The 18,345-nt window shown below is 59.8% G+C and carries 19 protein-coding genes and 2 tRNA genes; 13 read left to right on the forward strand and 8 right to left on the reverse strand.

Annotated features, from left to right (window positions below):
• Nucleotides 1-169 precede the first annotated feature (169 nt).
• Both VF629_RS16185 and VF629_RS16190 read right to left on the reverse strand, forming a co-directional pair.
• A complete protein-coding gene (locus VF629_RS16185; protein ID WP_331059529.1) occupies nt 170-1,192 on the reverse strand; it encodes a hypothetical protein in 1,023 nt (340 codons plus the stop codon).
• A 256-nt stretch (nt 1,193-1,448) separates the two neighbouring features.
• The gene (locus tag VF629_RS16190) at nt 1,449-1,922 is read right to left on the reverse strand and encodes a DUF4293 family protein (protein ID WP_331059530.1); all 474 of its coding nucleotides are present in this window, start codon (nt 1,920-1,922) and stop codon (nt 1,449-1,451) included.
• 88 nt (nt 1,923-2,010) lie between these two features.
• Between VF629_RS16190 and VF629_RS16195 the strand changes: the two genes are divergently transcribed.
• From VF629_RS16195 to truA, 3 genes are read left to right on the forward strand one after another with little or no spacing between them, the layout of a single operon-like run.
• On the forward strand, nt 2,011-3,213 hold the full coding sequence (locus tag VF629_RS16195; protein ID WP_331059531.1) for an acetyl-CoA C-acyltransferase: 1,203 nt from the start codon (nt 2,011-2,013) through the stop codon (nt 3,211-3,213).
• 14 nt (nt 3,214-3,227) lie between these two features.
• Complete coding sequence (locus VF629_RS16200; RefSeq protein WP_331059532.1) at nt 3,228-3,746, forward strand: GNAT family N-acetyltransferase; 519 nt, start codon at nt 3,228-3,230, stop codon at nt 3,744-3,746.
• Between the two features lie 11 nt (nt 3,747-3,757).
• Nucleotides 3,758-4,519, forward strand: a complete 762-nt coding sequence (gene truA, locus VF629_RS16205; RefSeq protein WP_331059533.1) for a tRNA pseudouridine(38-40) synthase TruA — start codon at nt 3,758-3,760, stop codon at nt 4,517-4,519.
• 50 nt (nt 4,520-4,569) lie between these two features.
• Here truA and VF629_RS16210 read toward each other — a convergent pair whose 3' ends face one another.
• A complete protein-coding gene (locus VF629_RS16210; RefSeq protein WP_331059534.1) occupies nt 4,570-5,511 on the reverse strand; it encodes a hypothetical protein in 942 nt (313 codons plus the stop codon).
• Nucleotides 5,512-5,621: 110 nt separating this feature from the next.
• Here VF629_RS16210 and VF629_RS16215 point away from each other — a divergent pair, with 110 nt between their 5' ends.
• The 4 genes from VF629_RS16215 (at nt 5,622) to VF629_RS16230 (ending at nt 9,404) form a co-directional block, all read left to right on the forward strand.
• Entirely contained in the window at nt 5,622-6,077 is a 456-nt protein-coding gene (locus tag VF629_RS16215; RefSeq protein WP_331059535.1) for a hypothetical protein, read from the forward strand.
• 47 nt (nt 6,078-6,124) lie between these two features.
• The gene (locus tag VF629_RS16220) at nt 6,125-6,586 is read left to right on the forward strand and encodes a hypothetical protein (protein WP_331059536.1); all 462 of its coding nucleotides are present in this window, start codon (nt 6,125-6,127) and stop codon (nt 6,584-6,586) included.
• Between the two features lie 440 nt (nt 6,587-7,026).
• Nucleotides 7,027-8,802: an ABC transporter ATP-binding protein gene (locus tag VF629_RS16225; RefSeq protein ID WP_331059537.1), complete on the forward strand. Its 1,776-nt coding sequence runs from the start codon at nt 7,027-7,029 to the stop codon at nt 8,800-8,802.
• An 83-nt stretch (nt 8,803-8,885) separates the two neighbouring features.
• The gene (locus VF629_RS16230) at nt 8,886-9,404 is read left to right on the forward strand and encodes a hypothetical protein (protein WP_331059538.1); all 519 of its coding nucleotides are present in this window, start codon (nt 8,886-8,888) and stop codon (nt 9,402-9,404) included.
• A 138-nt stretch (nt 9,405-9,542) separates the two neighbouring features.
• Here VF629_RS16230 and VF629_RS16235 read toward each other — a convergent pair whose 3' ends face one another.
• From VF629_RS16235 to VF629_RS16245, 3 genes are all read right to left on the reverse strand, one after another.
• Nucleotides 9,543-10,367 (reverse strand): hypothetical protein, encoded by an 825-nt coding sequence (locus VF629_RS16235; protein ID WP_331059539.1) that lies wholly within the window; start codon nt 10,365-10,367, stop codon nt 9,543-9,545.
• 5 nt (nt 10,368-10,372) lie between these two features.
• Nucleotides 10,373-10,446, reverse strand: a tRNA-Pro gene (locus tag VF629_RS16240).
• A gap of 102 nt (nt 10,447-10,548) precedes the next feature.
• Nucleotides 10,549-10,622: transfer RNA gene (locus tag VF629_RS16245), tRNA-Pro, on the reverse strand.
• Between the two features lie 183 nt (nt 10,623-10,805).
• Here VF629_RS16245 and VF629_RS16250 point away from each other — a divergent pair.
• Nucleotides 10,806-11,258, forward strand: coding sequence for a T9SS type A sorting domain-containing protein (locus VF629_RS16250; protein WP_331059540.1), 453 nt, complete (start codon nt 10,806-10,808; stop codon nt 11,256-11,258).
• Between the two features lie 2 nt (nt 11,259-11,260).
• Here the strand turns inward: VF629_RS16250 and VF629_RS16255 are convergent, their stop codons facing one another.
• On the reverse strand, nt 11,261-11,656 hold the full coding sequence (locus VF629_RS16255) for a VOC family protein (protein ID WP_331059541.1): 396 nt from the start codon (nt 11,654-11,656) through the stop codon (nt 11,261-11,263).
• Between the two features lie 71 nt (nt 11,657-11,727).
• Nucleotides 11,728-13,512 carry an ABC transporter ATP-binding protein gene (locus tag VF629_RS16260; RefSeq protein ID WP_331059542.1) on the reverse strand — a complete coding sequence of 595 codons (1,785 nt, stop codon included), beginning with the start codon at nt 13,510-13,512 and terminating at the stop codon, nt 11,728-11,730.
• A 289-nt stretch (nt 13,513-13,801) separates the two neighbouring features.
• On the opposite strand from VF629_RS16260, the gene VF629_RS16265 reads away from it, so the two are divergent.
• The 5 genes from VF629_RS16265 to VF629_RS16285 form a co-directional block, all read left to right on the forward strand.
• Nucleotides 13,802-14,893: a Glu/Leu/Phe/Val dehydrogenase dimerization domain-containing protein gene (locus VF629_RS16265; protein ID WP_331059543.1), complete on the forward strand. Its 1,092-nt coding sequence runs from the start codon at nt 13,802-13,804 to the stop codon at nt 14,891-14,893.
• Between the two features lie 123 nt (nt 14,894-15,016).
• Nucleotides 15,017-16,180, forward strand: coding sequence for a transcription antitermination factor NusB (gene nusB / locus VF629_RS16270; protein WP_331059544.1), 1,164 nt, complete (start codon nt 15,017-15,019; stop codon nt 16,178-16,180).
• 141 nt (nt 16,181-16,321) lie between these two features.
• Nucleotides 16,322-16,633 (forward strand): YtxH domain-containing protein, encoded by a 312-nt coding sequence (locus VF629_RS16275; RefSeq protein ID WP_331059545.1) that lies wholly within the window; start codon nt 16,322-16,324, stop codon nt 16,631-16,633.
• A gap of 108 nt (nt 16,634-16,741) precedes the next feature.
• Nucleotides 16,742-17,740 carry an isocitrate/isopropylmalate dehydrogenase family protein gene (locus VF629_RS16280; protein ID WP_331059546.1) on the forward strand — a complete coding sequence of 333 codons (999 nt, stop codon included), beginning with the start codon at nt 16,742-16,744 and terminating at the stop codon, nt 17,738-17,740.
• A 125-nt stretch (nt 17,741-17,865) separates the two neighbouring features.
• The coding region (locus VF629_RS16285) for a DUF1573 domain-containing protein (RefSeq protein ID WP_331059547.1) at nt 17,866-18,345 on the forward strand (480 nt) is incomplete at its 3' end.

The raw sequence follows: 18,345 nt of genomic DNA on the forward strand, positions 1-18,345 counted from the left end.
AGCATCTCGCTCGCAATCACTAACTACTGGTGGCACGCGAGATGCTTCGCGGCGCTCTGCATGACGGGCTTTTGATTTGCTGTTCACACAGCCTAGAAGATTCGCGCTTCCGCCCGCACATAATCCGTGATGCAAAAGGCTGGAACGTCGCGTGCCGGCCTTTTGCATCTTAGCGCACAATTCCTTTGTACCGGTTTTCCAGGTAGGTTAGGTCGAAGGGACCCAGGTTCTTGAAGTAGCTGTTCACGAGTTTGGCGGGGTCGGTGGCCAGCTCGCCGCGGCCGGGCACGTCGTTGCCGTCGTCCCAGGCCCAAGGGGCGTTGGCGCCGCCGTTGCCCCGGCTTTTCTGGAAGCCGCCGTCGGCGTTTACGAACAAGGCGGTATTGAAACGCTGGGCCCACAGGCCGTTCGGCTCGAAGATATCCACCAGCTTGTAGCGCACGTCCCGGTCGTTGGCGTTGGCGGGCGCCTCGGCCGTGAACGTGGACGAAGGGAAATACTTCAGCCCGTCGCCGTCAATTTTGTAGTAGGGAAACGCCTTCAGCCCGTGGCCTTTCGCTTCCTGGGCCGTTACGGGGTGCAGCCCGCCCTCAAACTGCTCCATGGTGAGCGTGCCGTCCAGGTCCTCCTGGTTGGCTTGCAAAGGGCTGCCCACTGGCACGAAGGAATAGAAGTCGGAATGCGCCACCGTGACGATGCCTTGCAGCGCGCCGTAGGTGCTGCCGTCCTTCTTCACCACGGCCAGCAGGCCCTCCAGGTCGTTTTCGTGCTCGTCGATGTTGTACAGAAACGCCACGTCGGTCCAATCGCGCGGGTGGAAAAAGGCGTAGGTGACGAACCAGTGCGTCCCCGTTTCGACCACCGAGTAGTAGCCGTGGCCGGTAGCGGCGTAATTGGCCAGGTTGTTCCAGTTGTTGGTGGCCGACCAGTCGTTGTCGAAATTGATGGCGGAGATGTAGTCCGCCTTGCCGCTGAGGCCGTGCGAGCCGGTGACGTCGGTGTCCTGGTAGTGAATGGGCGCCCAGCGCAGCGCCAGGTTCGCCTTGAACGTGGCCGTCATGGCGGCCGTTTGCGCGGCGGCGGGCTTGGGCGCGGCCAGGTCTTCCGAGTCGGAAGTGTGGTCGCAGCCCGTCAGCGTGGCGAGCGCCAGGCCAGCGGCCAGCACGGCCGCTTTGGTGGTAAATGCTTTCATAAAGGGTAGGATGTAGGGTGAATGAACGCCGAAAACTACTCCCCTCAATTCACTATAATAACTAGCTATACCTTATTTAACAGACACTTAACTCGTCTACGCTTTTGACAACAATCGCATAGCATTGCCATGCCCTCCCGGTCATGGCTGCGGGCTACTGCGAGCCACTGAACGGAGGATAAACATCCGACTGGCTTAAATCAACAAGGTCGCTGTATTGCTACAGCGGCCTTGTTGTGTCCTGCTTCTTGGGTGATTAGCGCAGACGGTCCATGCTGCGCACCAGTTGCTCGTCGCGACGGATGAAGCGGTTGGCCAGCAAGTTGAGCAGCAGCGCCAGCGTGGGCAAGTAGAAACCGGCCAAGAACTCCCCTTGCAGCTTTAGGTTGAGGGCTTGTTCGCCTTGACTCGAGAAGTAAAATCCCGCCCCGAGGGTGGCGGTGATGAGCAGCAGGTTTATCGAGCCCAGCAACAGCTGCCTGCCGCGGCTGCGGAACTGAAAAATTTCGAAGATGGCCACGGCTGCCGAAGCCGCTGCCAGCACCCCAATCAGCCAGGCGGGGCCGGTGGGCAGGGCCAGCAGCTTGCCCAGCGACTTGAAGCCGAAGGCCGTGAGCGCGAGCTCTTGGCCGGTGAGGCCGTCAACTTTGTGCCACAGGGGCAACGCTAATACGCTGAGCATGGCCAAAGCCAGCAACAGTAGAAACACGCTTTGGATTCTTTGTATCATCTTTGTTGTAGTGTAGAAAGAGGCCCGGGCTTGTGCCGGGGCCACAAATTTAATCCCATCCGGCGCTTGCGCCGCTATCGAAACCAGAATGCCAACTGCTTATATCGTGGACGCAGTGCGTACCCCGATTGGAAAATTTGCCGGCGCGCTCAGCAGCGTTCGGCCCGATGATTTGGCCGCCCACGTGCTCCGCGAGCTCCTGCGCCGCAACCCTTCCTTGGACAAAAGTGCCGTAGAAGACGTCATCATTGGCGCGGCTAACCAGGCCGGCGAAGACAACCGCAACGTGGCCCGCATGGCCGCGCTGCTGGCGGGCCTGCCCACCACCGTGCCCGGCAATACCGTCAATCGCCTCTGCGCCTCGGGCCTTCAAAGCATCATGGACGCCGCCCGCGCCATTAAGGCCGGCGAGGGCGACGTGTACCTGGCCGGCGGCGCCGAGAGCATGACCCGCGCCCCGTTTGTGATGGCGAAGTCGGAGTCGGCCTTCGGGCGTGAGCTCACGGCCCACGACACCACCCTGGGCTGGCGCTTCATAAACCCCAAGCTGAGCAAGCTGCACTACCCCTTTGCCATGGGCCAAACGGCCGAAAACGTGGCCAAGCAATACGGCATCACCCGCGAAGAGCAGGATGCCTTTGCTTTCGATAGCCAGCGGAAATACGCCCGCGCTTTTGAAAAAGGCCGTTTCCGCAAAGAGATTGTGCCGGTGTTCATTCCGCAGCCCAAGGGCGACACGGCCCTGTTCGACGCCGACGAGCAGCCGCGCTTTTCCTCCCTCGAAAAACTCGCCACCCTCAAGCCGGCCTTCCAGCCCGAAGGCGGCACCGTGACGGCCGGCAACTCGGCCGGCATCAACGACGGCGCCGCCGCCGTGCTGGTGGTGAACGAAGAGGCGCTGAAACGCTACAACCTGAAGCCCATTGCGCGGGTAGTGGCCTCGGCCGTGGCCGGCGTCGACCCGTCGGTGATGGGCCTGGGCCCCATTCCGGCCACGGCAAAAGTGCTGCAACGCGCCGGCCTGACCCTGGCCGACATCGACCTGATTGAGCTGAACGAGGCCTTCGCCGCCCAGAGCATTGCCTGCATCCGCGAAATGAACCTCGACCCGGCCAAGGTGAACGTGAACGGCGGCAGCATTGCCATGGGCCACCCGCTGGGCAGCTCCGGCGCCCGCATCACGGCCACGCTGCTCCACGAAATGCAGCGCCGCGAAGGCCTGCGCTACGGCCTGGCCACGATGTGCGTGGGCGTGGGCCAGGGCGCCGCCGTGGTGTACGAAAAGCTGTAGCCTTGACGGGGGTCGTGCTGCCATTGCCCGAAGTGGAGGCCGTGCTTCGTCCCTTCGCTCCAACCGATGCTTCGGCGCTGGCCCAACACGCCAACGACCGGAGCATTTGGCTGAACCTGCGCGACCGGTTTCCGCACCCGTACGCGGTGGCCGACGCCGAAGCTTACATCGCCATGGCAACGGCGGCCGATGAACACGACCTGCATTTGTGCATAGACGTAGCGGGTGAAGCCGTGGGCTGCATCAGCCTGTTATTTAAACAAGACGTTAGTCGCCGCTCAGCCGAAATTGGGTATTGGCTGGGGCGCGAGGTGTGGGGGCGCGGCATTGGTACGGCGGCGGTTCGAGCCCTCGCGGCGCACGGCTTTGCGCATCATGACCTGGCGCGGATTTACGCGGTGGTGTTCGCCTACAACGCCGCTTCGGGGCGCGTGTTGGAGAAAGCCGGCTTCGATTTCGAAGCCCGGTTGCGGCAGGCCGTCACCAAAGACGGACAGACCGTAGACGGGTTACTTTATGCGGTAGTGCGCTGATTATTGACCGAATGCGGTATTTCCTTCATTTTGCCTACGATGGCACCCAATACCACGGCTGGCAGGTGCAGCCCAACACCCGCACCGTGCAAGCTGAAGTGGACCGCTGCCTGAGCCAGGTGCTGCGCCAGCCCATCCACACCTTAGGCAGCGGCCGCACCGACACGGGCGTGCACGCGAGCCATCAGGTAGCGCACTTTGACGCGGAATTGCCCGAAAACTTCACGCTGGACCTGCTGCTCTACCGCCTGCGTCGTGCCCTGCCCACCGACATTGCCGCCTTGCGCCTGCACCCCGTGGCCGACAATGCCCATGCCCGGTTTTCGGCCGAAGAGCGCAGCTACGAGTACTTCGTGCTCACGCCCCTCCCCGACCCTTTCCGGCGCGACCACGCCCTGCACCTGGACCGCACGCCCGACGTGGCGGCCATGAACGAGGCGGCGAGCTACCTCATCGGCCAGTTCGATTTCACCTCTTTCTCCAAAGTAAAAGGCGGGGTGGACCACTACGTGTGCTACTGCTACGAAGCGGGCTGGCACCCGGCCCCGGGCGGGCTAATGTTCCGCATCCGGGCCAACCGCTTTGTGCGAGGCATGGTGCGGCTGGTGGTGGGCACCCTGCTCGACGTGGGCCGCGGCAAGATGACGCCCCGCCAGTTTCAGGAGCTGCTGTGGGCCAAACGGCGGGTAGACGCGGGAGGAGCGGCCCCGGCACGTGGGCTGTTTCTGAGCAAGGTGGAATACGGGCCGGGGGTGGTGCTCGAAGCGGAGTGAGTCGAGGCTTTTATTCGACTTGTTGGCTTTGTCTTCCACGGCACTCCATGCTATTGCGGCTGCTCCAGCAGCGCGGCTTCGATGCCCATGCCTACTCGGGGGTATTTTATCCAGGAACCTTGATTGGGCTGCTTTATTTCGGCTACGTGCGCTTCCATAGTGCCTTTGGGCGGAATGGACTTTGCGCTTAGCGGCCCTGGTGTTTGCTCTAGGTGGTAGCTGGGGCCGCCGCCCGGCCAGTTGGCAAGAAACGCCAGGGTGCCTTTGCCCAGCGGGCGCACAAGCTCGAGCCCCACGATGACGTCGGTGGTGAGCCAGAGTTTGTACGGCCGCAGGTTGACGAATATGCGGTCGTCGATTTCGGCCCGGCCAACGCGCAGGTACAAAGGCGCGGCGAGCAGGTTAGCCCCGGGGAAATCGTCGGCCCCCACCCGGTACACGTTCAGCCGCAGGAACACCGTATCATAAGTGCAGTGCGTGATTTTGAAGGAAACGTCCTGAAGCCAAGCCCCCCGCCTGATGGCGATGCGTTGCCCAATCTGGTTGCCCGCGGAGTTGTAGCGGTAGCCTTCGAGCATTCCGCCGCCGAAGTTGCCCGCCACCCGTCGCTTCATGCCCGGAGCCCGCACCACGGCCTCGCGCAGGGGCACGGGTTCAGGGCGCAACAGCACCGCCCCAGCGCGCGCCACGTGCCGCAGGTCGGCCACGGCCAGCGTGCGCGGGGCGTAGCCCAGCAGCGAGAAGCGCACCGAGTCGGCATCATAGCGGGCGGGCAGTTCCAGCACGAAGCGGCCCCGGCCGTCGGCCACGGTCCCAAAGGGACGGCGCAGCACGCCCACGCTCACATAGCCCAGCAGCTGTTGCGTGCGCTGGTCGCGTACTTGTCCGGCCAAAACTGCAACGGCTTCGGAGGGCTGGGCGTGGCCAGGATAGCAACCCAGTAGCAGCCACGTCCATGCCCCGGAAGCCCAACGCAAAAACACTTGTTTCATCTTAGCTTGATTGCGGCGCAAAAAACTTGCGCCAAGATAGGGGCTGTTTGTCCCAACAACTTACCTTAGCGCATTGATATATTCAATTCTGGCTCACTATTACATTTTACGTGCGTCTGCTCTCCGCTTCGCTCCTGCTTTCGCTGCTACTGGGTCCGGCTACCGGCGCCACCTTTGAAGCAGCGGCCCGGCCCTGGCCCCTCCTTGCGGCCGATACCACCGCCCCTCCTCTGGATACGGCCCGCGTGCTGGCCGAATTCTTTGCCCACCGGCGCAAAACCAACCGGACCATTGTGCTGCCAGTCGCTTCAGCTACGGTCGCATTAAATTATGCGCTGGCTTACTCCAAATCTGAAACTGCCTTCCAACAGGTGAGAAGGGGGCTCAACGTGGCCGTTATTGGGTGCTTGGCCTACCGTTTGGGCAAAGCATTGGTGCAGCTGCGGCGGTACCGCGCCGGGCGCGAGCGTGCCTTGCTGGCCGCGTTGGCGCGTGGCGAACCAATTCCCCCGCGAGTGCGCACCAGGCTAGCGGCCTACCTGTGGCCCACCCCCGTCAGCCCATAGAACCACTGGTGCACTGAGTCGTTTCTTTACCCATTCGTTTCGTGCTCATGCGGCATTTGATTTTTATCTGTTGGCTGCTCGCGAGTGTTTGCGCGGTATCTTTTACCGCCCACGGCCAAACATGGCCGGCCGCGGCCCCTCTTAGCGACAGCGCTGCCCAGGTGGCCCGCGACGACACCGCCATTGCCCTGCAACGGCTATTCCGGACGCGGCGGCACAGCAGCATCCGCCTGTTGGTGTTGGGCAGCATCGTAACCAGTACCGCTGCTTACGCGCTGGTCACCAATCACCCTGAAACAACGTACCAGCGGGTGTCGACCATTGCGATGGTGGCGGTGGTAGGCATTAGCTTGTGGCAGGTAAGCTCGGCCATCGGGCAGCGCAGGCGCTACCGCACCCGCCAAGAGGAAGCCCTTCTTAGCCAACTCGACCAAGGCCGGCCCTTGCCGCGCTGGGTACGCCGTCGGCTTATCCCCGCTTACTTCGGCACGAAACGGCGCACGAATTAAAGCGCAGACTCGCCGTTAAATTTCCAGTTCCTAACGGCAATTGGAAATCCCAACCATAATGTCAGGGTCTCAGTCGGGGTCGACGAGCCCGAGCACATGTGCGTGCCTTCGTCTTCGGGCAACTCATCGGTTGAAGGGTGCGGCAGCGTTTACCCGTGTGCCGGCTTGCTGACCAAGCAAAACAATAGCAAGCCCACGACTTTTCGGGGCGTGCAATCGCCCGTCAGTCAGAGCCGTTGCGCACGATGACTGCCAGCCTGGAGCAACCGGCGCCACTGCATCGGTAGCGCGAAGAGAGCCGCGAAATGGGAAAAGGACCGGCCCAAAACGAAGCATTAGCCTGATAATATACTGGCAACCGGCCCGCGGCGCGTAGAACCCGCAGCCGCCTTGCAAACTTCGGGCCCGGGTACTCGTTCTTAACGACCTTTGCCTTACTTATGGACCCCACCACTTCCGCCACCAAAACCGGCCAGGTATTCGACTGGGCCGTGCTGCGTCGCCTACTGAGCTACGTGCGGCCTTATCGGCGCATATTCATTGGCTTGGTGGTGCTCACCGTGGCCACGGCCGTGCTGGGCACCTTGCGCCCGTTCCTCATCCAGCGCATGGTTGATGTCAGCATCGAGCAGGGCGACACGAAGGGGTTGAACTTCATGTTTGTGCTGCTGCTGGTGCTGCTGGTGGCCCATGCCGGCGTGAGCTACTTGCAAACCTATTACGGCGGCTGGCTGGGCCAATACATCGTGCGCGACATTCGCGCCGACCTCTACCGCCACCTGCTCAACCTCAAGCTGAGCTTCTTCGACCGCACGCCCATCGGGGTGCTCGTTACCCGCAACATTTCCGACGTCGAGACCCTGTCCGATGTGTTCAGCGAAGGCTTGGCGGCCATGGCCGGCGACATCCTGCAGCTGCTATTCATCATGGGCTTCATGTTCTACATCGACTGGCGCCTCACACTGGTGAGCTTGTCGGTGATTCCGCCGCTGCTCTTTTCCACCTACGTGTTCAAGGAGAAGATAAAAGGCTCTTTCCAAGACGTGCGCACCGCCGTGGCCAAGCTCAACTCCTTCGTTCAGGAACACCTCACGGGCATGAACGTGGTCCAGATTTTCAACAACGAAGAGCGGGAATTCCGCAAGTTCGAAGCCATCAACAAAGAGCACACCGATGCCAACATCCGCTCGGTGCTGTATTACAGCATCTACTTTCCGGTGGCTGAGGTGCTAGGCGCCATCGGCGTGGGCCTGCTGGTGTGGTACGCGGCGCAGGGGCAGATTGAGGGCACTATTTCCAAAGGCGCCCTCATCGCCTTCATCATGTACAACGCGTTGTTCTTCCGCCCCATCCGCCAGATTGCCGACCGGTTCAATACGCTGCAGTTGGGCCTGGTAAGCACGGAGCGGCTGCTCAAGTTGCTCGACAATAAGGACCTGGTGGCCACTACCGGCACCTACGCCCCAGCAGAAATCAAGGGCGACGTGGAGTTTAAGAACGTCAAGTTTGCCTATAACGAGCCCGATTGGGTGCTAAAAGACATTAGCTTCCACGTGCAGCCGGGCCAGACCATTGCGTTTGTGGGCGCCACGGGCGCGGGCAAAACCAGCATCATCAACCTGCTGAGCCGCTTCTACGACATTCAGGAAGGCAGCATTTGTATCGACGGCCGCGACCTCCGCGAGTACGACCTGAGCCTGTTGCGCCGCCAGATTGGGGTGGTGCTGCAGGACGTGTTCCTGTTCGCAGGCAGCATTCGCGACAACATCACGCTGGGCAACAAAACCATCACCGACGCCCAAATTTGGGAAGCTGCCGACCTCGTGGGCGCCCGCCGCTTCATCGAGCGCCTGCCCGGCGCCCTCAACTATCCCGTGATGGAGCGCGGCGCCACGCTGTCGGTGGGCCAGCGCCAGCTCATCAGCTTTGTGCGGGCCATGGTGTACCAGCCCCGCGTCATTGTGCTCGATGAGGCCACCTCGTCGGTCGACTCCGAAACCGAAGAACTGATTCAGTCGGCCATCGAAAAGCTGATGCAGGGCCGCACCTCGCTCGTCATCGCCCACCGCTTGAGCACTATTCAGAAAGCCGACAAAATCATCGTCCTGGACAAAGGTGAAATCAAGGAAACCGGCACCCACGAAGAGCTCCTGCGCATCGAGGGCGGCTACTATGCCCAGCTCTACCGCATGCAATACGTGGTCAGTAGCGAATGAGTAAATGGGTGAGTGCGTGACTATTTCGGTCTCGCTGCCGCCCTTTCACTCATTCGCTTATTCACCCATTCACCCATTGAACCATGCGCTACCTCTTCCTCGCCATCTTCGTGCTGACCTTGGCCGCGGTGGGCGTTTACGTCTACCTCGGCGGCACGCGCGACCCCAAAGTTGCTCTCGAAACCACCGCTGCGCCACTTTACCTGGCGGGGCAGCCTTATCAGGGCTCCGTGCGAAACGAAGACTTTGGCCAGCTCTTCCGCAAGGCCAAAGAGGCCCAAGCGAGCCTGCGCGGCGACCTCGCCAACCTTTACCTGAACGACCCCGAAACGTCACACGACACCATCACTGCCTTCATCGGCCTGGCGGTGGCCGACACCACCCAGCCGCTGCCGGCAGGTTTCCGCTACCGCCTTGTGCCCGCCGGGCAGCGCGTAGTGGCCGCCCGCCTCAGCGGCGTGAGCTACTTGCTGGCGCCCAACAAGCTCTACCCCGCCGCCCTAGACGCCGTGAAGCAGCAAAAGCTCACGCCGCGCGGCGACTTTTACCTGGAGCGTTTTGGCGCCGACGAAACCTCGGAAATGTGGGTTGGGGTGCGGTAACTGGCGGGGAGCGTTGCCGGAGCCTAGCCTGTCTCCGCCTTGAAAAGAAGAGCTATTTGATAGGCTACACAAAAATTGATAGGCTACACAAAAAACCCGACCAAATGGTCGGGTTTTTTGTGCTGTGCTGTGGCTGACTTATCGGCCGAAATAGTACGTACCGCCGAATTGCAATTGGTCCAAACCAAAGCCAGCTCCGAAGTTACTGGTGGTATTTTCGTAATCATCCGGAGCAGTGTTGCCCCGCGACTCCGGAAAATCGAAGTTGAGCCGGTCGTAGCTCAGAGACCCAATGGACGCGCTGATGCCAAACTTGGGAACCGGGAAGAAAATGACGCCCGGCGTCAGGTTAGCATAATACCCGGATGCTTTATTGTCAACAACGACCAAGTTGTTGCCGCTGCCGCTGTAGCTCTGGGAGCGCAGGCGCTGATATCCTCCGCCCAGTGTTCCCAACACACCGAATTGCTCGCTTATCATTTTGTAGTACTGCACGTAAGGACCCACCTGCAATGTGGTTTGCGGGTCTAATTCGGCGCGTACTAAAGCCGGCGTCGGAGTGATTGTGGTGTACCCTTCCCGTACGGCATTATACCCCAGGTTGAGCCCCAGCGCTAAGTTGTCGGCAATGAAATAGCCCGCAGCGGGAGAAAAACTGAACCGGCTGCTGGTCGTTTCGGAGGTGTAGTTCGTGTTGCCTAACGTTGCGCCTTCTTTGTCGGTTGAACGGCTGTACCCAATGCTACCGCCGAGGGAAATGGTACCGGCCGCAATGCTTTGCGCGCGGACAGCGCTGGTGCTTGCTGCCAAAAAGGCCAGCAGGAAAATCTTTTTCATACGAAAAGGTAGTAGAACTAGTGAGCGACAAAGGTAGCTGCGTATTTCAAAGCCCAACCGTAACCAGAAGCCGTAACCGCTAAAACAAAAAGCCCTTCTCGTTTCGGAGAAGGGCTTTTGAGTCAACAGCGTCGGGGTGGCAGGATTCGAACCTACGGCCTCGTCGTCCCGAACGACGCGCGCTACCGGGCTGCGCTACACCCCGAAATCAGGCCGATGGGGCGACCTGTTTCTTCTTCCAATTTGCGGCCGAAAAAAGCCTCCGAACCCGTAAGTTCGGAGGCTTTACAGAGCGGCTGCTCTTCCGTCGGAGTGGCAGGATTCGAACCTACGACCTCCAGCACCCCATGCTGGCGCGATACCAGGCTACGCTACACCCCGATTGGTAATTGGAGCGACAAAGGTAAGGGCTTTTTCCGGTTTGGCGCAAGCCAGGGCCAAATAAAGTTTTACTCTTCGCTTCAAGCAGGCCCCTCCTTACGGGAGCTTCGGCAATAACGGCCTCAGAATTGCTTAGCTTTACACTAGCAATCCTACCCCGGTTTCGTCCTCGTATTGTTACTTATGAAACAGCTATTACTATTGGTCTTGGCCGCCGCCCTGGCACCAGCCGCCGCCCAAGCTCAAACTGCCCCTGCGGCCTCCGCTACGCAAGAAGCCATCCTCCCCACTGGCGCCGTAGCCGCGCCCCAACCTGCAGCCGCCGCTACTGCCACCACTTCGGGCGCCCCTCTCATTGCGCGCGCGCCTGAAACCCCCGCGGCCAACCCCAACGCCATCAAGGTGAAAGCTGAGGTAAACGCCGCTACCGGCCGGCTCACAGTGAAAACCGACAACCCCGGCCCCACCCGCGTGGAACTGACCGACGTTGGCGGACGCCCCGTGCTCACCCACACCATGATGAACGGCCAAACGGCCGCTATACTCAACGTGAGCCAGTTGCCAGCTGGGTCGTACATCGTGCGCTGCACGGCGTATGAGAAAACCGGTATGCGCAAAGTTCGTATAGGCCAATAAGCTCAGCTGGTAAGCGGCTCTAGCAAGTCCCACCGGTTACCATAGAGGTCTTCGAAAACGGCTACGTAGCCGTAAGGCTCGGTGCGTGGCTCTTCTTGAAAGCGCAAGCCCCGAGCCTGTAGCACGGGGTGGTCGCGCCAGAAGTTGTCGGTGTGCAAAAACAGCCACACCCGGCCACCTCCCTGGTGGCCCACGGCACGCCGTTCTTCTTCGGTTTTGGCTTCGGCCAGCAGCAGGCTGCAGCCCGCGGGGCCCGACGGTGCCACCACTACCCAACGTTTGCCGCCGCCCATGTCCAGGTTTTCCACCAGGGTAAATCCCAGCACGCCGGTATAAAAGGCAATGGCTTCGTCGTATTTACGAACGAGCACAGTAACGTGAGCGAGGCGTTGATTCATAAGAAAGTAGCGCGGGCTTTTAGCCCGCGAGTTAAATAGTACACCTCGCGGAGCCAAAGTTTGCGGCTGGTTTAAGCCTCTTCGGTTTGCAGCTGCCGCTCGTAGAGGGCGCGGTACAGACCCTCAGCATCGGCCATCAGAGCCTCATGGGTGCCGTGCTGTACAATAACGCCGTCGTCGAGCACCAAGATTTCATCGGCCAGCTTCACCGAACTCACACGGTGCGAAATAATAAGGCTCGTGCGCTGCGCCATAATGCGCTGCAAGCTGCCCAGAATGGCATTCTCCGTCTTGGTATCCACGGCGGAGAGCGAGTCGTCCAGAATCAGGATTTTGGGCTCTTTCACCAAAGCGCGGGCCATGCTCACGCGCTGCTTTTGCCCACCGGACAGGGTAATGCCGCGCTCCCCCACTTTGGTATCAAAGCCTTCGGGGAAGGCTAGAATGTTCTCGTACACGTCGGCGTCCTTGGCTGCCTGCAGCATCCGGGACTCATCGGGCTGGTCGAGGCCGAAGTTGATGTTATTGCGAATAGAGTCAGAAAAGAGGAACACGTCTTGCGGCACGTAGCCGATTTGGCCGCGCAAGGCCCGAAGGGAATAGTCGCGCACGTCCACGTCATCAATTTTAATGGCTCCCTCCGTCGTGTCGTACAAGCGGCAAAGCAGGGCAGCAATCGTGCTTTTGCCCGAACCGGTATTACCAATGACGGCCAGCGTCTGCCCCGGCCGCACGCGGAAGCTGACGTCGCGCAGCGCCTTAATGCCGGTGTCGGGATAGACGAAGGAGACGTGGTCGAACACGATGTCGCCAGCCAACTCACGCTCCACGTTTTGACGCGAAACGATGTCGGTTTTCTGGTCCAGGAACTCATTGATGCGCGCCTGGGAAGCCTCGGCCCGCTGCACCAACGACGACGTCCAGCCCAATGCCGTAACGGGCCAGGTGAGCAGGTTCACGTAAATCAGGAACTCGGCAATGGTGCCCGTGGTGATGGTGCCTCGGATGACCTCCTGCCCTCCCACCCACACGGTGATGAGCGTGCTGAGCCCGATGAGGAACAGAATGAGCGGGAAAAACAGCGAGTTGACGAAGTTCAGGCTCAACGACTTCTCCTTGTAGTCGTTGCTGGCTTTGGAGAACTGTTCATGGGAATCGGATTCCCGCACGAAAGACTTCAGCACCCGGATTCCGGAGAAGGCTTCTTGCACGAAGGTGGTCATGCCGGACAGCGCCTTCTGGATTTCGTCGGACTTCCGCTCAATTAAGTTATTGACGTAGAATATGCTGACCGACAAGATGGGTAGCGGCAGCAGCGTGTACAGCGTCAGCTTCACGTTGACCATGAGCATGAGCGGCACGATGAGCAGGAAGAGCAACACCAGCTGCAGGAAATACATGATGGCCGGCCCGAGGTACATGCGCACGCGGCTCACGTCTTCGGAAATGCGCGACATCAAATCGCCGGTGCTGTGGCGTCGGTAAAAGCTGAGCGGCAGGGACTGGTAGTGCTGGTAAATCTGGTTTTTCTGGTCGTTTTCAATGTGACGCGACATGACAATCAGCGTCTGGCGCATGAAAAACAGGAAGATGCCTCGCAGCAGAGCCAGCACGATGATGAGCATGCCATAGAACAGCACGTTGCGCCCAAACAGCTGGTACACGTCGCGCTGCGCCTCGGTGCCTTCGTAGAGGTTGTAGAGGTCGATGCCTTCGTTCACCAAATCGAAGGCGTAACGCACGAGCTGCGCTGGAAAAATGGCTAGCAAAGTGCTTAGTGCCACGAATAGCACGCCGGCTAAAAAATGCCACTTGTAGCGAAAGATGAACGGGTTGACGGCGTTGAGGGCGCGCACGGGCTGGGTGGGAAAGGGGCCGGTTCGAGAAAAATGGGGTACTTTTGCGGCCTGAAACGGAATCTAGAACGTCATGCAGAGCGCAGCGAACCAAAGGTCGGCGTAGCCAAGCACCTCGCGAGCTGCGGTAAACCATTCGTTTTGTGCGAATGACTTACTTCCCAAGCGAGATGCTGCGCTGCGCGCTGCATGCCGCCCGGGTTTCTCCGTATAAGACCTAACAAAGTTACGCCGCACAGTTCCCAACCCATCCTTTTCCAAATTCCCACCAACCCATTCACTCATTCCCATGATTGAAGCCCAAACCCTGGCCCCCGAGGCCATCTTCGGCCAAATTGCCGAGCACCAACACGAACAGGTCGTTTTTTGCCACGACCACGAGACGGGCCTCAAGGCCATTATCGGCATTCACAACACCGTGCTGGGCCCGGCCCTGGGCGGCACCCGCATGTGGCACTACGCCAGCGACATGGAAGCCCTCAACGACGTGCTGCGCCTCTCGCGCGGCATGACGTATAAGGCTGCCATCTCGGGCCTTAATCTGGGCGGCGGCAAGGCCGTCATCATCGGCGATGCCAAGACGATGAAGACCGAAGCCTTGCTGCGCAAGTTTGGGCGCTTCGTGAAGAACCTGAACGGCAAGTATATCACGGCCGAGGATGTGAACATGACCACCAAGGACATGGAATTTATCCGCATGGAAACCAGCCACGTGGCCGGCCTGCCCGAGAGCATGGGCGGCTCCGGCGACCCGTCGCCAGTGACGGCTTACGGCACTTACATGGGCATGAAAGCCGCCGCCAAAAAAGCTTTTGGTTCGGAGAGCCTAACGGGCAAGCGCATCGGCGTGCAGGGCGTGGGCCACGTGGGCACCTACCTGCTGGAGCACCTGCAGAAAGAGGGCGCCAAGCTCATCGTGACGGACTACTACGAGGACCGGGCACTGGATGCAGCCAACCGTTTCGGCGCGAAAGCCGTGGGTCTGGAAGACATCTACGACCAGGAAATGGACATCTACTCGCCTTGCGCCCTGGGCGCCACGCTGAACGATGACACCATTGCGCGCCTGAAATGCCAGGTAGTGGCCGGCTGCGCCAACAATCAACTCAAGGTAGAAAACGTGCACGGCCCAGAGCTGGTGCGCCGCGGCATCGTGTACGCCCCCGACTTCCTCATCAATGCCGGCGGCCTCATCAATGTGTATTCCGAAGTAGTGGGCACCAGCCGTCAAGGCGCGCTCACTCAAACCGAAAAGATTTACGATTTCACCCTCCAAGTGCTGGCCAAAGCCGAGGAAGAAGGCACGCACCCGCAGGCCGCCGCCATTCGGCAGGCCAAGGAGCGCATCGCCAGCGTGGGCAAGGTGAAGTCGACCTACTAGTTGTTGGTTGTTGGTTGTCAATTGTTAGTACGTTCTGGCAATTAGCAACCGACAACTAATAACTGACAACCAGCAACCAACAACTAAAAAATGCTAAACCGCCGCCTCCTTCGCATCAAAGTCATGCAGTCCCTCTACTCCTACCACCAAGCGGTAGGAGCTGATTTGCTGCTGGCGCAGGACCGCATCGCAGCTGCGTTCGAGCCCGACCTGACGGCCAAAGAGGCCCCCGACCGCCGCAAGCTGGAAGGCCAACGCAAAATGGGCGAAGCCCAACTGCGCGATTGGTACCGCACCGGCGTGGCGCCCTCAACAACGGACGACAAAGCCGTTGACAAAGCCGTAACCGACGCCATCAACTCCTTCCAGAACCAAGTAAAAAAGGACGGGGAGTTTTATGGTGGGCAGTTGCTGGCCGGTGCCGAAAGCATTCACGACCAGTACCTACACCTGCTCAACTTGCCCGCTGCTTTGCTGGGCGTGATTGAGGAAGAGCAGAGCCGCGAGGAACGCCGCCGCCTGGGTCCGCGCGAAAACGCGCTGGATGCCAACCGCTTGCATCAGAACAAGGCCATTGCCAAGCTGATGGCCAACGAGCAGTTGCAAGTCCAGACCATCCGGCGCAAGCTGGCTTGGGACGGTGCGGAGGAAACCGAAGCGCTGCGGGCCGCCTGGGAGGAAATGAAGGCCGACGAAACGCTGCTGGCCTACCTCTCCGGCAAGCCCACCGACCAAGAGGAGATGGACTACGACGCGGACCTGGAAATCCTGCGTCACATCTATAAGGACTTCGTGTTCAAAGGCGAAGCATTGCCCCGCCAGCTGGAATCGGCCGACCTGAACTGGGAAGAAAACCGGCCCATCGTCCGCAACCTGGTTCTCAAGACCCTGAAGATGCTGCCTCACGGCGCCGACTCAACGCAGGAACTCATGAACCTGTCGGCCAACTGGGCCGACGACCGGGAGTTTGCCGAAACCTTGTACAAGCAGACGCTCATTGAGGACGACAAGATGGAGAAGCTCATTGCCGGCTCGGTGCAGAACTGGGACGTGGAGCGCGTGGCCCTGCTCGACAAAATCATCCTGAAAATGGCCCTGACTGAAATGCAGCTCTTCCGCGGCATCCCGGTGAAAGTCACTATCAACGAGTACATTGAAATCAGCAAGCTCTACAGCACGCCCAAGAGCAAACAGTTTGTAAACGGCATTCTGGACAAGCTGGCGACGGATTTGGCGGCCAGTGGCGACATTCGCAAATCGGGCCGCGGCTTGCTGGACAACCAGTAGCCGCCGGGCCGACGCATGCGCCTCGGCACAGTAGTTGGCAGCGCCGCATTCGGCCGGCGGCGCCACCTTTGTATCTACTGCCGCGTTTCTTCGTACTCAAGCTCGAATCTTTTCCCACCTTTCCTCCTCATTCCGACCCCCATGGCTAGCAAAACCACCACCGGCATCCTGTGCTTCGCAGGCGGCGCCCTCACCGGCGCGGCCCTTGGCTTGCTTTATGCCCCCGAAACCGGCACCGAAACCCGCTCCTGGCTCAGCTACCAGTTGGAGAAGTACCGCTCCGTGCTGGCCGACCTCACCGACAGCTTGGTAACCAGCCGCGAAGCCAGCGGCCAGTCTTCAGCCAAAAGCGAAGGCCAGCGCGTGATTTCCGACGCTAAATCGAAAGCCGAACAATTGCTCGGCGACGTCGACCAGCTCATCAATCAAATCAACTCCCGCAAGAGCGTTTAATTCAATGGGTTAATGGGCAACGCGCGAATGAATCAGAGCGTTGCTTCTTTGGCGAGCTTTGTGGCCTTGTTCGTTGCCCGTTCACCCCCTTTACTCATTACCAATAGAATGCACTTAGTAACCCTTATTCCCGGCGACGGCATAGGCCCCGAAATCACCAAAGCTGTTACTGACATTTTTACCGCTGCGCAGGTGCCTGTGCAGTGGGAAGAACAGAACGCCGGCCAAACCACGTTTGACCAATCGGGCGAGCTGATTCCAACGTCGCTACTCAAGTCGCTGGAAAAGAATAAGGTGGCACTAAAGGGGCCCATCACCACGCCCGTGGGTAAAGGTTTCCGCAGCATCAACGTCACGCTGCGCCAGAAGTACGACCTTTACCAAAACGTGCGGCCCAGCAAAACCACGGCCGGCATCAAAACCCGCTACGAGGGGATTGATTTGGTGCTGTTCCGCGAAAACACCGAAGGCCTGTACTCTGGCCTGGAAGTGTATGACGAGCGCCTGGGCATTGCCGATTCTTTTAACCGCATTACGGTGGAAGGCTCGCGCAAAATTTGCCGCGCCGCCTTCGCCTACGCCGCCAAGCATGGCCGCAAAAAGGTGACCCTGGCCCACAAAGCCAACATCCTCAAAATGGCGGGCACACTGATGCTTAATGCTTGCAAAGAAGCCGCTACCGAATTTCCGCAGATTGTGTTCGAGGATAAAATCATCGACAACATGTGCATGCAGCTTGTGAACAAGCCCGAGCAGTTTGACGTGGTGGTGACCACCAACTTGTTTGGCGACATCCTTTCTGACTTGTGCGCAGGGCTAGTAGGCGGGTTGGGCGTGGTGGCTGGCGCCAACATTGGCGACAACATGGCCGTGTTTGAAGCCGTGCACGGCTCGGCCCCCGACATTGCCGGCCAAGGCAAAGCCAACCCCACGGCACTGCTGCGCTCGGCCCTGATGATGCTGCACTACCTGGGCGAGCACGCCAAGGCTGACCAGATTGAGAAAGCCTTGGAAGCAACTTTGATGCACCAAGAAGAATGCACCGGCGACTTGGGCGGCAAGGCCAGCACCAGCGAGTTTGCCCAAAACATCATCAACAAGCTATAAGCACCGCTTGGGTGAGCGTAGGACCTTTCGGGCCCGGGCACTCTCCTTGATGACAGCTTGTTAGGCAGAGGTCATTCGTTTTTACTGCGTTCTTAGTCACGCGAGCTTCGGCGCGCTTATATCCCATGAAATATCAATTCGTATTGGCCGCTGCGCTCCTGCTCTCGGCTTGCAACCGCGACAAAACCACCGAAGTGGGCACCGAAGGCATGAACGCCGCCGCTGCTGCTGCCTCCGACGCCACGGCCAGCCCCGTCGTGGACAACCCCAACGTGGTGAGTGAAAACGAGGCGCCCAACCCCAACGCGCCGGTGATGAAGTTCGCGGAAAGCGAATTTGATTTCGGCGACATCAAGCCCAACTCTACGGTTCGTCACACCTTCACCTTCACCAACGTGGGCAAGTCGCCGCTGTTGATTGAAGACGCGGTGGCTTCCTGCGGCTGCACCACCCCCAGCTGGACCAAAGAGCCCGTAGCCCCCGGCGCCAAAGGCACCATGGAAGTGCAGTTTGATAGCCGCGGCAAGCAAGGCATCGTCAGCAAGCAGGTGGCCGTTCGGGCCAATACACAGCCCAGCACCACCACCATCCTCATCAAAGGCAAC

Origin of the sequence: Hymenobacter sp. (assembly GCF_036388155.1) — a bacterium.
Lineage (GTDB): Bacteria > Bacteroidota > Bacteroidia > Cytophagales > Hymenobacteraceae > Hymenobacter.